Origin of the sequence: Candidatus Odyssella thessalonicensis L13, from assembly GCF_000190415.1 — a bacterium.
GTDB lineage: Bacteria > Pseudomonadota > Alphaproteobacteria > Paracaedibacterales > Paracaedibacteraceae > Paracaedibacter > Paracaedibacter thessalonicensis.
In genome coordinates, this window is the sequence record NZ_AEWF01000005.1 from 1 (window position 1) to 17,978 (window position 17,978).

The 17,978-nt window shown below is 36.9% G+C and carries 12 protein-coding genes; 8 read left to right on the forward strand and 4 right to left on the reverse strand.

What is annotated here, in order from left to right:
- Nucleotides 1-77: 77 nt before the first annotated feature.
- Together HMO_RS0108835 and HMO_RS0108840 are read right to left on the reverse strand one after the other, a co-directional pair.
- Complete coding sequence (locus HMO_RS0108835) at nucleotides 78-350, reverse strand: HU family DNA-binding protein (protein ID WP_010301655.1); 273 nt, start codon at nucleotides 348-350, stop codon at nucleotides 78-80.
- A gap of 537 nt (nucleotides 351-887) precedes the next feature.
- On the reverse strand, nucleotides 888-4,340 hold the full coding sequence (locus tag HMO_RS0108840; protein WP_010301658.1) for a tetratricopeptide repeat protein: 3,453 nt from the start codon (nucleotides 4,338-4,340) through the stop codon (nucleotides 888-890).
- A 410-nt stretch (nucleotides 4,341-4,750) separates the two neighbouring features.
- Between HMO_RS0108840 and HMO_RS17045 the strand changes: the two genes are divergently transcribed.
- The 6 genes from HMO_RS17045 to HMO_RS0108865 all read left to right on the forward strand — a co-directional run bounded on the left by HMO_RS17045 (nucleotide 4,751) and on the right by HMO_RS0108865 (nucleotide 9,787).
- Nucleotides 4,751-4,924, forward strand: a complete 174-nt coding sequence (locus HMO_RS17045) for a hypothetical protein (protein ID WP_010301663.1) — start codon at nucleotides 4,751-4,753, stop codon at nucleotides 4,922-4,924.
- A gap of 21 nt (nucleotides 4,925-4,945) precedes the next feature.
- On the forward strand, nucleotides 4,946-5,725 hold the full coding sequence (locus HMO_RS0108850) for a lasso peptide biosynthesis B2 protein (protein ID WP_010301664.1): 780 nt from the start codon (nucleotides 4,946-4,948) through the stop codon (nucleotides 5,723-5,725).
- Entirely contained in the window at nucleotides 5,722-7,506 is a 1,785-nt protein-coding gene (locus HMO_RS0108855) for an asparagine synthase-related protein (RefSeq protein WP_010301667.1), read from the forward strand. Before HMO_RS0108850 ends, HMO_RS0108855 begins: the two co-directional genes overlap by 4 nt.
- 50 nt (nucleotides 7,507-7,556) lie before the next feature.
- Nucleotides 7,557-9,218, forward strand: a complete 1,662-nt coding sequence (locus HMO_RS14465) for an ATP-binding cassette domain-containing protein (protein ID WP_010301672.1) — start codon at nucleotides 7,557-7,559, stop codon at nucleotides 9,216-9,218.
- A gap of 294 nt (nucleotides 9,219-9,512) precedes the next feature.
- Nucleotides 9,513-9,608, forward strand: a complete 96-nt coding sequence (locus HMO_RS17665) for a hypothetical protein (protein WP_425358521.1) — start codon at nucleotides 9,513-9,515, stop codon at nucleotides 9,606-9,608.
- Entirely contained in the window at nucleotides 9,605-9,787 is a 183-nt protein-coding gene (locus HMO_RS0108865) for a hypothetical protein (protein ID WP_010301675.1), read from the forward strand. Before HMO_RS17665 ends, HMO_RS0108865 begins: the two co-directional genes overlap by 4 nt.
- A 167-nt stretch (nucleotides 9,788-9,954) precedes the next feature.
- Here the strand turns inward: HMO_RS0108865 and HMO_RS0108870 are convergent, their stop codons facing one another.
- Nucleotides 9,955-10,173 carry a hypothetical protein gene (locus HMO_RS0108870; RefSeq protein WP_010301678.1) on the reverse strand — a complete coding sequence of 73 codons (219 nt, stop codon included), beginning with the start codon at nucleotides 10,171-10,173 and terminating at the stop codon, nucleotides 9,955-9,957.
- Nucleotides 10,174-10,811: 638 nt separating this feature from the next.
- Nucleotides 10,812-11,984: a hypothetical protein gene (locus tag HMO_RS0108875; RefSeq protein WP_010301681.1), complete on the reverse strand. Its 1,173-nt coding sequence runs from the start codon at nucleotides 11,982-11,984 to the stop codon at nucleotides 10,812-10,814.
- Nucleotides 11,985-12,849: 865 nt separating this feature from the next.
- Between HMO_RS0108875 and HMO_RS0108880 the strand changes: the two genes are divergently transcribed.
- Nucleotides 12,850-14,682: a hypothetical protein gene (locus tag HMO_RS0108880; protein WP_010301684.1), complete on the forward strand. Its 1,833-nt coding sequence runs from the start codon at nucleotides 12,850-12,852 to the stop codon at nucleotides 14,680-14,682.
- Nucleotides 14,683-14,793: 111 nt separating this feature from the next.
- Complete coding sequence (locus tag HMO_RS0108885; protein ID WP_010301687.1) at nucleotides 14,794-17,943, forward strand: P-loop NTPase family protein; 3,150 nt, start codon at nucleotides 14,794-14,796, stop codon at nucleotides 17,941-17,943.
- The last annotated feature ends 35 nt before the right edge of the window (nucleotides 17,944-17,978 follow it).

The following is a 17,978-nucleotide window of genomic DNA, read 5'->3' on the forward strand; positions in this document are numbered from 1 at the left end:
GCTTGCGCAAGTGGCAAGCAGGATAGCTGACCATTAATGGTGCGCAAGCTTATAGCGACTTAGAAGCCGCTTATCACTTAGTTTACCGCGTCTTTAAGCGCTTTACCGGCAGAAAAGGATGGGGCCTTGGAGGCAGCAATAGTAATCTCTTGTCCCGTTTGTGGGTTGCGTCCTTTACGAGCAGCTCTTTCAGTCACCTTAAACTTACCAAAGCCTGGCAGATTAACTTCTTCCTTTTTTTTAAGGCTAGCTGTAACCGTTGCTAAGATAGCATCAAAAATTTGATTTACATTGCTCTGTGGTAGATTGCATTGGTCAGAAACTGCTTTAATGAGATCAGTTTTATTCATGATCGTTCTCTCTTAGGTTGTAACTTTCTACAATTTATCAGAGATATGAGAAACTGCAAAATGGTGTATTAATTTCAAGTATGCTTTTATATCATAATGCATGACAAAGTTACAAAATGAGCACGCAAAATGGAATATTCTTTTACCTTATTACCAAAGCAAGCGATTTGTTTAAAATTATTGTGTGTTGTTCTTCAAAATAAATAGCTAGTGAAGATATAGACAATTTGTTATATCTAAAAATAAAAAAGCCTCGGATGCATGCAAGCAGAGGCAGGACCGAGAGCTACATTTACAATGTAGTAGTATTTATTATTAATGCCAAACTTTATTTATTGTCCTGAGACAATTAATCACCTGGAGAGTATGTTATCAAGTGATCGCTTTTACACTTATATTACTCTGGCAGTAAGTGCTGCAATAGCTGAAAGTTGGGTTGGATCATCGTTTAAGCTTTCTGCAATCAGCTTCCATTATATTATTTAGATACTTGTTGTGGCGATGCTTAGCTGCCGCACGACAGCGCCCTTCCTCCTTTCAGAGCATTAGCTGAAGTTTATGGATTTTTGCTAAATGTGGAGAGTTCTCAGGAAAGTAATTATTGATTATCTGTCGTGCTTGGCTTAAATAGTTGTTTGCTTGTTGTTTATATATTTTTGATTGTTGTATATCATCTTGCTTTTCAATTATGCTTGCTCGCGTTATATATACTTCAGATAATCCTTCAAGAGCCTTATAAATATTGGGATGTTTACTTTTTCTATAGATGGCGAGCGCTTCATTAAAGTAAGACTCAGCTAATTCCATATTGCCGCTTAATAAGTAAAAGTGACCTACTAAGAGCAGAGCATTTGCTGCCTCTATATGTTCAGAGCCGTAATGTATCTTATAACGGTGAAGGCTTTGGCACAGAAGTTTTTCTGCTTTATCAAATTCTTTTAAGCGACTATAAGCTTCTCCTAAATATAAACATACCCAAGCATATTCAATATGATCTTGAGGATAAAACTTTTTATGGATAGCATAACTCTTTTCTAGTAACTTTTTGGCTTCTGAGTAATTACCTAAGTTTATATGAACCTTTCCCAGATATGCTAAAGTCCAACCAATATCAATGTGATCTTGAGGTAATACACTTTGATAAATAGCAAGGCTTTGCTCAGTAAAATCTTTAGCTTTTAAACCATATCCCATTTCTCTATTAAGTGTTCCCAGATGCGCTAGAATGCGAGCAATACGAAGATGGTCTTTAGAGACATAAGCTTTATAGATCTTAAGGCTGCTTTCTAATAAATCTATAGCTTTACTATAAGCGCCAATATCTCTATAAACGGTGCCCAAATATAAAAGGGCTCTTGCTTTGCCAATATAATTTTTAGAACCGTTATGCTTATAAATTAGCAAGCTTTGCTCTAAGACATCCTTTGCTTTATCATAAATGCCTAAGAGCCTATAAACATCCCCTAGATTGAGAAGAGCCCAAGCTAGCTCGTTGCTGTTTTCCAATTCATGCTCTTTATAAAGAGAAATACTCTTCTCAAAAACTTCTTTTGCCTCCTTGCGGTCTCCTACTGCTTTAATACAAAGGCCTAGATAGCTTAAAATTCTTACTTCTAACTCATAATCGGATATCGGATTACCTTTCATGTTCTTGTGAGCTTTTGCTAAGAGATCTCTTGCTTTTTCATAATAGCTTAGACAATAGTAAGCGAATCCTAAACTGCTCTCTATTAAAGTCTTCATATGCTTTGTTAATAAACTTGTATGCATTAATAGAGATTCACAATGAGGAAGCAGGGATTTTATTCGTTCTAAATCATCCTTCTTTACTGCGTCGTAGACTGTCCTTTCCAAAATAGATACAATTCTCCGCAATTGCTGCTTATCCTTTGCCAATCCTAAAGCCTGAGATAGATAAGCAAGAGAAATCGCCTGCAAACTACGGTGGATCGAAATAGCTGGCTTAGATGAAAATACTTGCTCCTCTATAAGAGAATATTTATTTAAATGGTAAATAAAGTTATCAGCAACCTCTGAGTTTTTATATGCAACTAATAGATCCTTTGGAATATTTTGTGAGTCAAGAAGGCTAATAAATAATAAAAGTTCACAAAAATCTTTATGAGTCTCTATTAAACGTTGCAGAGAGGTAGTGATTATACCATATCGAGTCTTAGTATACCCTCCAGCTTCTCTTAAAAGGGTTTCTTGCAGCTTAAGAAAATCTTTATTATTCTGAGCCATAGCGCCTAGGTACTTTTCATAAGAAATATTGGTAGCTTTTAAATAATAAGCTGCTACTGAAGTATCCAAAGGAAATGAAGGTATTTTTTCTAGAAACTTTCTTATGTCTTCTTTTTGGGCAAATGTAAAAGTATTAATCATTCCATTGCTCATAATTTTAAGGAAAAGAGCTAACTGTTGTCCCGGACTTAGCTCTTCAATATGAATGACGTGGTTCACTTGGCTGTTATTCTGAATGTTATTGTCTCGAGTGGTTAAAATAATCTTCCCTCTTCCCCAAGCACTAGCATCCTGTGGAAAATAATCTTGGATTTCCGTAAAAAGACCCACATTATCATAGATCAACAGCCAGCCCGGTTGAGCTTTCAACCTCTCCTTTATAAATGAAAGTACTTTCTCTTCCTTTTCAGCACATTGCTTCATACTTTGAATACTTCTCAATACTCTTTGATGTTCTTCTGTAAATGCTAGCGCCTGTGCCATATTCTCTAGAGACTGTATAAGGCTTATCTTGGTTTCTGCATTAATTTCCCATGCAATAGAATATTGATGATGTTGAGCATGTTGCCGAGCAAGCGTTGTTTTTCCAGCGCCCCCAATTCCGACCAAAGCCACTGTTTGTATATCTTCCTCTCCCTTAAATCCATCTCTAATCTGCTTTAGCAAGATTGGCCGCTGTAGAAAGGCTCTCTCAGCGGGAAGAGGTAATAAGGATCGAACAAAAGGAATTCTTGAGCCTTCTAAAAGAAAAGCGGTTCTGCTGGATTGTAAGGAACTAAACAGAGATAGGCATAAATACGCCAAGCAAGTACAGATAATTGTTCCTATAATTACCCATCTCCTTCTCTCTTTTAAAAAATTTTTCAAGCTTATATAGGTAGGATTCTTTCCAGGAGCAAAGGAATTTATGGCATTTTTACCTTTATCATCCAGTATGAGGGGGAAAAAGCAGAGACGCTGGACTTTTTCTTTAAAGGAAGCAATAATGTTTTTCAAATTGATTTCAGGAAAGATCCTTTCTAAAATTGCGAAAAATAAATAATAATGGTTATCGTAATCTTGCGCCTTCAGAGGGATAATTTTAAAGGGTTCTTCCAATTCTTCCTCATTTTCTTGCTCTTGCAGCGAAAGAAATAGAAATTTAGATGAAGGTTTCCTCGTTTCTTCTATAAACTGTGCAGTTTTTAACCCTTTTTGTCCTTCATTTTCTTTTAGAATTTTTACTAACGAATTAGTGAAGGCAAAAATAATGCAATCCGCCTGGTGAGAAAGGTCGGCCCTTATATTCTTTCTTATAACTTTGATTATATTGGTCCCCAGTAATTCCAATTGATATATAATTTGTTCAATAAGAGGAGAGTTATCCTCCTCTGTTCTTATATGAACAATTTTAGGTCCACATATTCTACTTATGAAAAGATCCGAAATCTCTTTAAGCGTTCTTTCAAAGTCTTTAGCAATTAATAGGTTCAGATAATGAGTCTGTAAAAAGATAAAATCGTCTGATTTTTCTATAAAATCTCTTATGCTTTCTTGTGAATGATATCCTAATTTCTGCATAATATTTCGGATATGAGTTTCCACGGTTCTGGGAGTGATTGATAAAAGGGAGGCTATTTTCTTAGAGGTCCGGCCATAAACCAGACAAGAGACTATATCAATTTCTCGGGCAGTCAGGGTGATACCATTGACCGTTTTTATAGTATCCCATAATAATGTTTTTTGGAGGAGGTATTTTACTGTCATACGTTAAGTGCTCACTTAGGGGCTAATTCTTCAAAAGGATATCATTGCTGTAGAATGGATAACAAAAATTGCTCTACTTCTCTAAGTAAAACATCTACGTATTTTTTCGGTATATCTCAGCTAGCGTTAGTTCATGAATAGATGGATTAATTTTCTTAGAAGGTTGTTTTAATGCCTACAGATTAGCCCGTGGTCAATATATCACTCTTATCTTTCAATACTCTGGACTTATTTATTTTGACCGCTTCTTTGTAAATCTTTTTCCTCTGTAATTTATGTAAAATTTACATGTTTCCTATTTATACGTGTTTTTTGTCGATAGAAGATCTCCAGAAGAGTAATTTAGGGTCAAATTGTCTTCCACATACAGTGAAGACAAATTAATAATCCAAATTAAGGAGAACACATAAATGAAATACTTAAAGAAATCTATAATGGTAAAAAGTTTTTTCAATAAATTAGATAAAAACGAACACGCAGGCCTTATAAATATATCTCAGTCTGCATCAACTATCACTGCTGGAGGTTGTGGAGCGAAATTTGAGCAAGGCGGAGTGACCTCATTGCAAAAGTTTGATGCCTAAACTATCAGCTTGAAGTGAAGAATGGTTCTGTCACATCTGTTAAGAAAGTATGTGACAGAACCGATTAAACGATTCTTAAAGTACCAAATTAAAATGATATATTACTCGCTTTCTCCTCATATTTATATCACCCAATTTCGTGATCAAGTTATTGTGCTCGATACCAAGAAAGATAAGTACACTATATGCTCTTCAGTCTTTGCTGATGTTTTATTAAAAGTTGTACACAATCAAGAGCTTGAGGAATCGGATCAAAATTATCTAAATATATTGCTTAGCGAGAGAATCGTGCACCCTCAAAAGATACCGTACTCTTTCTATACAGACTGTAAGTCAGAGTCTGCCGGCGTTTCCAATATTGATTGGCGTCTACCATTGAATGAAGAAAAATTACCCTTAAGCTTTTCTGTTCTTAACGCTTTAAGGCATTTAATCAAAGTTAACTTTTATATCAAGTTCTTGGGGTTTTATCAAACGATCCTCCTTATTAAAAAAGCCTCTAAGAAGAAGAGTGACTACTTCATTCCAAGCGAAGCAGATTTAAAGCATTTAGCCAATATAGTCAATAAAGCTTGCCTTATTTATCCTAGCCGAACCAAATGCCTGGAATGGGCTATAACGTATGTTTTAATGGCCTTGCAAAAAAGGTGGAAATGCAACTTAGAGATCGGAGTGCAGAATTATCCTTTCATGGCCCATGCGTGGGTAGAATGCGATGCTAAGGTAGTGATGGACTCCCAAGAAATTAGGGAGGGCCTTGGGATTATTCTTAATGAACCTTTTAGAAAGGAAAAAGTATGATTTACCTTGGTTTTTGGAGCCAACAGAATGCTGAGGGTAAAGGGTCTGAGTTAATATCTATCCTTCAACAGCATATAGATGACCAACCATCTTGTATGGTTAAAAAGAATTTAACCCTTGTCTATGGTAAGCAGCACATTGAGCAAGACACAGATCAAGTTTGGGAAAGTGATTCAGCCGTCCTAATAGGGCGTATTTTTGAAAGAGATCATTGTGCTATTATTACTTCTCAAGAGTTTGGAGTTTTATCCCAAGAGCTTAAGCAGGATTTGCCCCAAAAAATGTGGGGTAAATATGTTTACTGGTATATTGATGTTGCTAACAAGCTAAATGTCATGGTGGATCCTACAGGGCAGCTTTCTTGTTTTTATTATGCTTTACCTGGAGGTGATCTAATTTTCTCATCACATATTGAGCTTATTCAGCAATATATATCGTCTCCTCTTGAACGCAACTGGCATTATCTATGTTCTTACCTTTTTTATGGAAACAGTAGCGCGATTCAAACTTCTTTTAAGGGGGTGGAAGAAGTCCCACCCGGTTGTTCTCTAACAGCTACTCCTTATAGTCGTGCGATACAACCCTTTTGGAATCCTTTTGCTACGCATAGTTCAATGATGCTGACTTCAACTGATGCTGTGGATGTTTTACAATCGGTACTCAAGCCCCTGATTGAACCTTACAAGAACGTATGTGTGAGTCTTTCAGGTGGATTAGACTCTACAGCTTTAGTGTTTTGTTTAAGCAAAATTGTTAGGCCTGATCAGAAACTCTCAGCTTTTAACTACTTTGATTCAACTATTCAATCATCGAACGAGCTAACTTATGCACGAAAAGTGTGTGAGGAGGTTGGTATTAATCTTACAGAAATTGATACCTCTCAAGTTTTACCTTTTGATCCCTATGTAGTAGATCAAGGATTAAAGATCAACAAGCCTTTTTCTGGCTGCATCAGTGCAGCTTTAATTAATGAAGTGTCCCATTATCTTCCATCCCGGGACTCATGTATTCTACTGAGTGGACATGGTAGTGATCACATTTTTATGCGCCCACCCACAAGAAAGTGTATTGCCGATTATTGGCTAACCCATGGTACGAAAGGTTTACTGGACAAGGTTAAAGAAGTCACTCATTTTTATAGGGACTCTTTAACGCCCATCCTAGTACAAAATATGGTAAACCTTGCAAATTACCTTGCAGCAAGAAAACCTAAAAAACGAGAAAATCCACAAGACAAGTCTCCCTATTGGTTTAATCATCAAATAAACCGGCATAGGACAAGTGAGTTTATTCATCCTGCTTATCAAGATATTTCATCACGGATTCTTCCAGGAAAATACGATCAAATCGATGCTCTATTTGAAGGGCTAGCCTCGGTACAGGTAAGGGCCAATACTTGTTATCTTGAACAATATCCGTTCTTTTGTGAGCCTGTGGTTAATTTTGCTCTCTCATTCCCAACATACGATTTATTCCAAAAAGGGTACGATCGTTATCCATTACGCCATTCCGTTAACACACGCTTTAAAACTGATACTGTATGGAGACGAGATAAATGCCAAACAACTGGAACTCTACAACTCGGTGTGAAGAGAAACATCGAGTTTGTTATGGAGCTCTGTTTAGAAGGCGAAATGGTTAAACAAGGCTTTGTAGATAAAGATGGTTTATATCATACGATCTCACTCATAAGTAATGGAGATAATATTCATCTATGGCCGTTTATCCAGATTTGCTCTATTGAGATGTTCCTTAAAATATGGTCAGACAAATTAATATGAGAAGTGAGTCGATTGACATGAGAGATTATAAGTATCTTAAGGACATCTTTATGCAAGCCCTGTCAGATCATTCCATGCGATGGAGTTTTATTGGTTCTGCGTGCTTCTTATTAATCGGCATTCTCACCAGCTTAACTCTTCCTCTCTTACTTAAATACATTATGGAAAGCCTTTCTAAGAATGATACAGGGATGTGGATGTCATGGCTACTTTTGAGTTATGGTGTCCTATGGATGCTAAGTCAGCTCACGCAACATATTCGCTCTTTCTTAGCCTCTCGCTTGGAGCAGCGTGTAACATTTTTACTTGGTAGTAAGGTCTTGGCTCATCTTTACAGCTTATCTCATCAGTACTTTATTAATCAGAAGCCAGGAGCCTTAGCCAATATTATTCGCCGAGCACAAAGAAATGTTCCCAGTGTCATGTTGGGTTTATTCTTTTATATTTTACCAACCTTCGTAGAATTTATATGTGTAATCGGTGGTATTATGATCTTCTATTCACTTTTCTATGTTAGTATTCTTACGTGTGTATTGGCGAGCTTTTTTGTGTATGCGCTACTTTCCATTAAGCCTATAATAAAGCTACGCGAACACGCTAATAACATCGATCGTGAAGTAGACGGGGTAGTAACAGACTGGATTTCCAACTATGAAGCTATCAAAACGTTTGGTAGACAGGATCTTGCTATTAGCGTTTGTAATACCGAGCTCAAGAAGAGAGAAGAAGCTGAGATAGGTTTTATTCAGCGATACACATGTGTTCAAATAGGACAATCATTTACCTTAGGAATTGGTTTATCGATATTAACCTATTATGTCGGTATTGGTGTACGTAATGGCGCACTCACTGCGGGTGACTTTGTTCTTTTTAATGGTTATATGCTGCAATTAGTAGGGCCGATCGGTATTTTAGGGCATCTCATACAAGACATAAAAAAAGCCCTAATTGACATGAAAGGAGTATTTGAAACCCTATCAACACCCAGCAATATCCAAGAAATAAAGAATCCTGTTATACTCACAGGATCATCATTTTCTGTGGAATTTCGCAATGTTTCTTTCCGATACGATAATCGCCTTATTCTGAACCAATTATCTTTTCGTGTTGAAGCTGGGCAAACAGCTATTATTACTGGTAAAACAGGTATTGGTAAATCAACTATTGCGAAACTATTACTACGTTTATACGACCCCCTAGAGGGAGAGATTCTGATTAATGATATCAACATTCAGAACATTGAACTTGCTTCTCTCTACAAAGCAGTGGGTTGGGTTCCTCAAGAAAGTTACCTACTTAATGATACAATTATCAATAACATTAGATTTGTACGCCCTCATGCTATACGTGAAGATATTGTAGAAGTGGTAAAAAAGGCACATCTTGAACCACTGCTTTACAAGCTTCCTGATGGCCTGGATACCATGGTAGGGGATCGAGGCGTAAAACTCTCTGGGGGTGAAAAACAGCGTCTAGCCATTGCGCGCCTTTTTCTCAAGAATCCTGGTTTATGCATCTTTGATGAAAGCACGGCCTCTTTAGATAAAGAGACGGATGCCATTATTCAAAAAAACATTGAGCGATATCTACCTCATGCCACCAAGATTATTATCACCCATCACCCTCACTGGGCTGATAAAGTAAACCAGATGGTTGTGCTAAATAAAAATTCCAGCAACTTTGTTATGCGTATTGTAAAGACAAAAAAATAAGATTTTGGTTTTTGCGCCAAAAGCTATAGCTCTATAAGATTACTTTCATTGACTTTTGGCTTTTATATATATTCTCTCAACTTTCCAAGAAGAATTCTGGGCTTAGCATACCAGCTTACCCTTTCCCAAACTTAGGAGCATATCTTTGGACTCAACAATAAATAGTCCTCCCTGAAGTATGAGAGAAAGCGAGCAAGATTCCTGAGAAAAGCTTTGCGGGCCTTAAAGAAGTAGGAAAAACCACAATCAATTAATACGGCACAAGCTTCTGCTTATATAGCCGCCATAGAAGATATAAGCGAGGAAAGATGTTGCCCTGCGGATATTGATCATCGTCAAATTAAGCATCTGAATAATATTGTGGCAGCTGACTATGGGAAGCTCAAGTGATTGATCAGATCACCTTTAGACCTCAAATCCATGAAGAGCGGGAAGAAAGCAACTTCTTGATCGATATTATAAATAATCGTATGAGGATGATCCTTTGGAAGATGATCCTCTTGGTTAATGTGAGCAAGATCACCAGCATTAGATTGATTGATTATAATAAAGTGCGGTTTTGTCGCTAATCTATCGCGATCCTGATCTATACCGATAAGGAAGTAGCTATGCTTTGCTTTTAGTTTTTTAAGAGCTACAACCTGCGCCTCATGATGGACCTCCTTAAATTTTTGAACAACTACTGATGGATCTAATTCTAACTGAGCCCCATAAATATGGGTAATGGGAAGGCAAGCTAAAAGATGGTGAAGGGCAAGCTCAAAATTTTTTTGGGCAGCTGCTTATCAAAAAGTGTGCTATATAATTCTTGGGCCCAATCTTTGTCTTCTTTGAGGTAAGGATAAAGCTTAATGCTTGTATAGTTCTTTGCAAGGTATCCTTCAAAACGGCTTGTTTGAGGAACAAACAAACATCCGTCATTCTTGAGAAGATCTGATGTAATCTTTTTAATCAAACTCTTCCTATATCCTAGAGAGATCCCCTCAAATTCAGCATTAAAGGTTTCTTTAAAAGTGCTGAAATTCCTTTGTATGATTTTCGCATAAAAGTCATCAACCCAGCTCTTAGTGAAAAAGCAAATTTCTCTAAGAGCTAAGTTTTCAGAAAGATCGGAAAAAGAAGAGATTAGGGTAAGAATTTCAAGGGGAAGATCGAGAAGCTAACGCTGATCATTATCTTGAGTGTGACTGGTTTGGCAACTTAATGCGGAGAGAAAGCACATAAGCAAAAATTTACACAATTTCACGCGAACACTTATCTTAATAATTTTATTCCAGATAATTAATTCTATAGGAGGACATGAGCATTATATGCAAGAAGAGTTTTACAAGAAGTATGAAGGGGATAGTTACGCTATTCTATTAAGTTAAACGTTAGCTAAATTTAATAGAAGAAGACAGTCAGCAATAAAGAATAATATGGCTGTAAAAGCACCATATTAAAAATATAAACTATAAGATTGCTTTCTTAAACTAGTAATAACTACTCTAAGCTGATAATAAGAAAATCATATTCATTTTCAGCTCCTAAGAAAAGCAAAGGGTTAATCTCCTCTACTGAGGCATAGATTATTCTTGCTTATCCTTTTCTCTGCTATGATTTTTTAGCATTATTTATAGCCTCTGCTATAAAGTCTATTAAGGCGATTAGGTATTTATTGTTTTCATCAAGGGATTTAAGCCTAGCAATTATATAAGAATTTTCTCCTTTGTACTTTAGCAAAGTCGAGAGATTTGCTTGTATAAAGCTTTTAGCACATTGTTGACATACTTCTTCTTCTGTCAGCGTCAGGTTGGTAAATCTCAGCATATAATAACTGCTGGTCAAATCCTTCAGTATATGTTTAGAACTGAAAAGAGGGGGATTTAGTAACTTGGATAAATTCTCATTAATTAAATCATTAATTTGGTTCTCATAGTCCTGGATCTGCTTTTCTAAGGCTACCTCCTTACTTACTTCGGCTCCTTGTTGTAACTCCTCCTCATCATTAAATTGATAGCCTATATTATAGTAAATAAACGCTTCAAGAGGGGTTCCTTTAAAATTGAGATATTGCAAAAAAATTATCCCTTTAATAAAAGCAGGCGTATCATTTCTCTCGGCCAGCTTAATGGCTTCTACAGCAAAGCTCCAGTATTCTTCTAAACAAACAATAATTTTAAAAAATAGATCATAGGCGGTAATAAGCTCCTCACATTTGTCAATAAATTGATTTTTTTGTGAAATGTCAGATTGAATCTTATTTTGCCATTGCTGTAGCAATCTCCAAGTTATAGGAATGCTGTTAGGCTCTTGGGCTCTATAATTTGTCAAGTAATAAATATAACGTAAGAAACCGTTATTGCTCATTTTGCTTGTACCGAGAGCCTGCTCATAAAAACTAAATCCCTTCTTAATTAAACCATTCTCCATACATGTTTTTGCGGCAAGTTCAAACATTTCAGCATTATCTGGATAATACTGAGCAAAGCGATCAGTTAACGCTAATTTTTCTGACATTGGGATGCTTTCTATCATCATTATCGTCTTGTAAGCGCTTAGCTCCCCAGCTTCAGCAAAGCGAATAATTTGATCTGGGTTTTCCTTCCCCACTAGGATTTTATTCACGTAGTTCTTATAATCTAAACTATCGTCTTTAGATCTACATATCAGAATGCCTTGCCTGGTGGTGTCTATACCATTACAAATGGTATCTTCTTCCTCCATACTGTGAGCAAAATTTAGAAGGCCTACTATAATAGATAAGAATTTAACGTTTCTTCGCATAATTTTGTTCCTTTGGCTAGCAATTTTCCCAGTTGCTACTGAATGGTGCTCTTAGATGCAATTCAAGGAAGTATAATTCATGAAAAATGTAGGGGAATTGAGAAAGTAAAGCAATAAAATATTAATCAATAACTCATAAAGGGGAAATAAAAATAGTTAGAAGGATATTGGAATGTTTTTATGCAGATCAGTAGAGGAGGGTGCGGCTTAGTTGGACGGAGTAGCGTCCGAGGGCATCATCTAAGGCAGGCCAATTGAGGTTAGGATGGTGAGAGGGGCAGCTTTACTGTTCCACAGTATGAGATATCTAAGATTGCTTCCATTTTCCCGTTTTCAATGCCCCCTGACGTTTATCGCAGTATTCTCCTCTCTATTTCGCAATCGTTCTTTCGCGCCTCAAAACTCCTTCATATTACACTAAGAGAATCGAGAAGTATAAGAGTATCTTTCCACTCTTCTACCCTCTGCGTTATTGGGCGGTCTTTATCAAATTTCAAGCCTCACTGGTTTTGCTTTACTCTAGAAGAAAGACTCTGCCTTGTTCCATTTTGGATGTAAGAAGAGTAAGCATCGCAGCTGACAGACCCTGAGTATTGACGTAAGTAAGGTTGTTACATCCTTTGAGAAAGTGATCTCCTATAGAAGTGACATTATATAGTCCTCGGGCATCTAAAAAAGCTAGACTGCTATACCCGGAGAGGAAAAAACTCCAACGTAGTGATTTTCGACAGCCCGCTTGTATCTAAAATTGCCCACTACGTACGTGTATTTTACCGATAGATTAATTCTTTGAAACTACCATAAGGTTAGCGCTATAAAGCTCCCAACAATTGGGTTGAAAGCTAGTTCATAGAGGAGAAAACTAATGAGAAAGCTTAATAAAATATCTTTGCTATCCACAGTTGCCTTTGCTGTGTTTTCTTTTGCGATAACATCCTCCTGTGTCAAAGGGACGGAGCCTGGAAGGCTAGATGATCGTTTTGTAGAAGCCTTTAGAGGAGAGCATCTAGAACCCATTGCTGTAAAAGGAGCGTCTTACCTCCTTCTTCCCGATAATCATGACGGGAAAACTTTCCTCAGTAGTGGGCATAATGGGACTTTGAAATTTAGCCAAGACATCAATAGACAAAGCTTGTTTTCTTTTGCAGAAGTAGGAAGAACTGAGAGAATAGGCGATATGCCTCACCGTTTCTATTTGACCAATTTAGATTCAGAGACACCTATTCAAAGCACTCAAAGTGAGGGAAAAAAGTATTGCATTGCTGAATTAAAAGGAAATGGAAAGTTTCAATTGTTATTTGAGCGTTGCTATCAAGATCGTCGCCCCTTTCTTCTTCAGTATGACTTAGGAAAAGAGAAGGTTGCTATAGACGCTTATCCTTCAGCAAATATAGAGTCCCTTCATCTTTGGACTCTAAAGCCTGTTTATGAATTGTTAAGCTTAAATCCATTAACTGTTGATCTTAATACATTACTTTTTAAGATCCCTAAAAAGGAAAAGTTCTCAAATAAAATGCTTTCTGCTGCTCAAGTTCAGGGGTTATACGATTTACAAAAACTAGATGTCTCCCAGAAACTCACTATTGTACAGGATGATGCAGATTCTATTTTTGCTTATACGCCGACACTTTCTTATATACAAGATGGATTGTTTATCACTTCAGGAAATTTTTCTTTGCAAATATATAATATAAAAGACTTCCAAAAAGGCTGTGATAAATCATCCAAGATAATTGCACGAGAGAGCGCAAAGAAAGATTTTATAGATACTGTCACCCTTCCAGAAGGGGCGAACTTTTTCTTAAATCTCGATATGCCATCTTACCACAAAGGACTAGAAAAGGCTCCCTTAATGGGGTGGGTTGAAATAAAGCCTGGAAAGGCAGGATATTTTTGGGACTCATATAACAATATAGGAGTAAGGCTTCGTGACATTATAAATAATGAAGGCGTCACTCTTTTTTCAGACTTTGCAGTAAAATTTAAAGATAACGTTATTGAGTTTATTGACATTAATAGAAATGTCCTGACAAATCCGGGAACAGCCATATTTTTAACACAGCACGCATCTCAGAGAGTGATAGAAGACCTTGAGGGGGCAGGTGTAGTAATAGCTAAAACCATCGGAAATAGTATAGAGAAGTTGGGGATAAGCATAGAAAACGCCAGCAAAAGTGCTGGGAATGCTTTTATAGAATCTTCAAAGAATATCTCTGAGGCAATGATATATAGTGCCAATACTCTAGCGAATACATTAAATTTTGCAACACTGCAATTTAATAATGCTGTGAAATCTTTATCCCTTACTGCAAAAGAGATATCTGCGGATATAACTCAAAACACTGAAACTATTGTAAGGAGCCTTAACAGTACAGCAGTATTACTAAATAATGCTCTCGTTGATGCTTCTGAAAATCTTGAAAAAGCTTCAACAAACCTTCAAACCGGAATAGTGGGTGCCTCTAGGAATCTTAAAAATGCAGCAAAAGAAATTTCTGACAGTTTAAAAGATTCCGCATCATCTTTTAATGATGCTTTTAAAAATCTGTCTGACGCAATTGAGAATGGGTCATCAAACATAGAAGATGCTCTTGAAAGAGCTTCGAAGAATTTTATAAAAGGCATGGATAAAGTAAAACAAGCAGCAGAGGCACTACATGATACAAACCATACAGTCAAGGTATGCTTAGTATCTTAGAATTTAACAATTTATTTTATTAAGGAGAGAAAAGTGTAAGGAAACAGAAAACAGAGATTTTTATATTTTTAGCAGGTTAAAAAATAATTATTTAATTATAAAGAGAAAAAAATGTTTAGAAAATCATTTTATAACAAAGTTATTAATATGTTTTGGGGATTAGTTGCATTGATTTTTTCCCTGTCTTCTACTGATGCAATGCAACAAACAGAGACTGCTGCAGAAAGAATTAAAAGAATTATCAAAGAGATTGAAGAAGTAGATCAAACAATAGACTCAGATTTAGAAGATTTAAGACGAAATAATTCTCAGTGGGATGAAATGATCTGCACGATAGGGAATACGGGGGATGGGAAAAGTACACTGATAAATTTTTTAGCAGGAAAAGAACTTAAGCCGACAAGAAGCGCTAGAGGGGGTTGGCTTGTTGATGTGATTGACCCCATTCCCGGAATGGAACCTGGTCATACACATGCATCACAAACTGCGACACCTCGTTACTGGTATGATCCTGATAAGAGACGGGTATATTATGATTGTCCTGGGTTTAGAGATACACGAGTCCCAGAAAATGATATTAGAAACGCCTATGCCATAAACAAGTTATTTCAAACCTTTAGCCCTGTAAAAATTCTACTTGTGACAGCGGAGAACTCCTTTGCAGGCAGAGCCGAACCTGTGCAAAATACGATAAAGGCAATGACGGAATTTTTTAAAAAGGACATTAATAGGTGCGACCTTCTTTTAACGTCAGACTTGCCTGCAGATAGAATTCCTGAAAAGGGGAAAATGTATTTAGAAAAAACAGGTAGTCATCAATTAAAATACACTGTTATTGCGCCTCAGGGTCAGGTGATTGAAGGAATACTCGATACGCATCTACTTCAGATTGACATAACAGGAGCGTTAACTCTTGAAAAATTGAGTACCTTTAAATCTAAAATATTAGACGAGACGTCAAGAAGAGGCCATACCATTAAACGTCTGGGTCAAGGATGTTGTCTGGTTATGACTGGACAAAGAGATAAGGACATTTCAAACGTTCAGTATGAATTACAATTGCTTTCTGACAACGTGGATGTTGATTTGCCTCGTGAGGCTCGTTTTTTACTTTTGGATCTCAAGAATTCTCCAGAAGATGATCCTAGAATAGCACTTTTTCCAGCACCAGCACCAAGGCAAGAGGAAGCTTTTCTAGGTTTGAACACACGGATAAGGCAAGATACAAAAGATGGCATATTAAATGTTATAGGTCGTACTCTTCCTCTTCAAAGTAATGACTTGCATCCAACCCCAACAGTATCTGAGAAAGCCAAGAATTTTGCTCAAGAACTTGCAATTGAAATTAATATAAAAATTGGAGAATACATATCAAACACTATTATGCCAGAAATTTATAATTATTGTACTGAAAAAACTCAAAATGGTAATGAACCAGCTACAGAGCTTAGAGACTTTTTTAACCGGCTCGCAACTGATCTAGATTTTGATCATCCCCCTACCTTATCTGTATTTGAAAGAAATCTACAAAATGTTCTTCAAACATGCGAGGTATTAAATTTGTATGATAAGATTAGTAAGCATATAAAATATATTACTTTTCTTAAGAGAATTAACCAAAATGTTGATTATAGATGCGCTGATTGGATAAGCGCTTTTCGTTCCCCTCATTCTCAAAATTTGGCGCAAGGTCACGCAAATAACATTAATGGCAATACTCAGCACTATATCGCCAACGATGTTGTGTCAGCAATTTATAATTATTGCGACGAAAGAATTCAAACTAACATTGAAACAGCTGAAAAGCTCAGAGATCATTTTAGCCAACTCGCAAAAAAACTCATTTTTACTGATCCCCCTACTTTGCCTAAATTTGAGCAAGAATTGCAAGATGTCCTGCAGACATGTGCTATATCTCATATGTATGAGAGAATTGCAAAAAATATACACTATATCACTTTTCTTAACAGAATCAATACACATATTGTTCCTAACTTGCGTGCTTGGATAAATCCTTTGACAGAATTAAAGGCAAGGATTGAGAATTTAGGAAATGGTATTAATTATACTTTTAATAGTCAAAATAAAGAATTAACCCTTATTGGTTATTTGATTGGTTTTTCGGATGTGACGAATTTTCAGGGGCGGGAAACGATTACAAGTCAAGTGCTGAAGCTTAATCTATTTTCTTTAAGAAATTTGTTGGCAGATGATAATTTAACGTTAAACGGAGCAACCGTTATAGGGATTGCGCCTGAAATACTTCAATTAACACAGTCTGTCACCATGAACCTTAGTGGCAACTCCCATTACCCTGCTGAGCGAGGTAAAGCTGCCAATAATACCGCGGGAAATCCAGGCAGACATGGAGAAAATGGTGGTAACTTGGTACTAGTTACAAATAATTTTAAGGATGTATATAAAGCCGCTCATCCCCAAGAAACTACCAAGTTTGTAATCAAAAGGAATGGTGGCTCAGGAGAAGGTGGGCAAGCAGGAGGCGACAATACTGATATAGTTGCTGCAGTGGAAGGTAATGAAGGAGGATGGAATGAGAGTAGTTCTATTCCAATTACTGTGGGACACGGTGTATGGGATCCAGAAAAAGATAGATACTTTGTGTCTGCATTAAAAGTTCATGGGGGCACTGATGAAGAGCCAAAGGGTCATCGTGGGGTATTCTATAAAGACCATTTAACTATTTCCTATGTTAAGAAAGAGTATCGACAGGCTGGTATAAAAGGAGCAAAAGGACATCGAGGTTTTGCTGGTGGACAGGGGGGGATAAAAGGGCATCAAGGTCTTATTGAGGTGGAATGTCCTAACCTAGCCTATACCATGGCAGATAATGATACTTACAATGGGAGTTCTGGAAGTGGAGGTGCAGGCAGTGCTGGCGGTCTGGGCGGACGAGTTAGATATAAAGTCACATATACGTATCATCCAGGAAAATATGATCATAGTGGCACAGATTTTTGGGCTAATTGTGAAAGTGGAACACAAATTTTAGGAAACGGTAATAGGTATAGGGAAGAGGCACCAAGATTTCTCGATCACGAACGTGGGCAGAGAGGCGATCAAGGTGATAGAGGACAAGCTGGCGGCAATTCAAAGGGCCAAGGACCCCAAAAGAAGCAATTGACTACTGATGAGTTGAGAGCATTAAAAGAAGATGCTCTACAACGCTATAGAAATGATTATAACGTTTTTGCCAATGACCCGGTTAAGCAAAAATTTCTTGGGAGGTTTCCAAATCTTTAGCGCCAATAGAGGCAACCCGAAACTTTAATTTAATA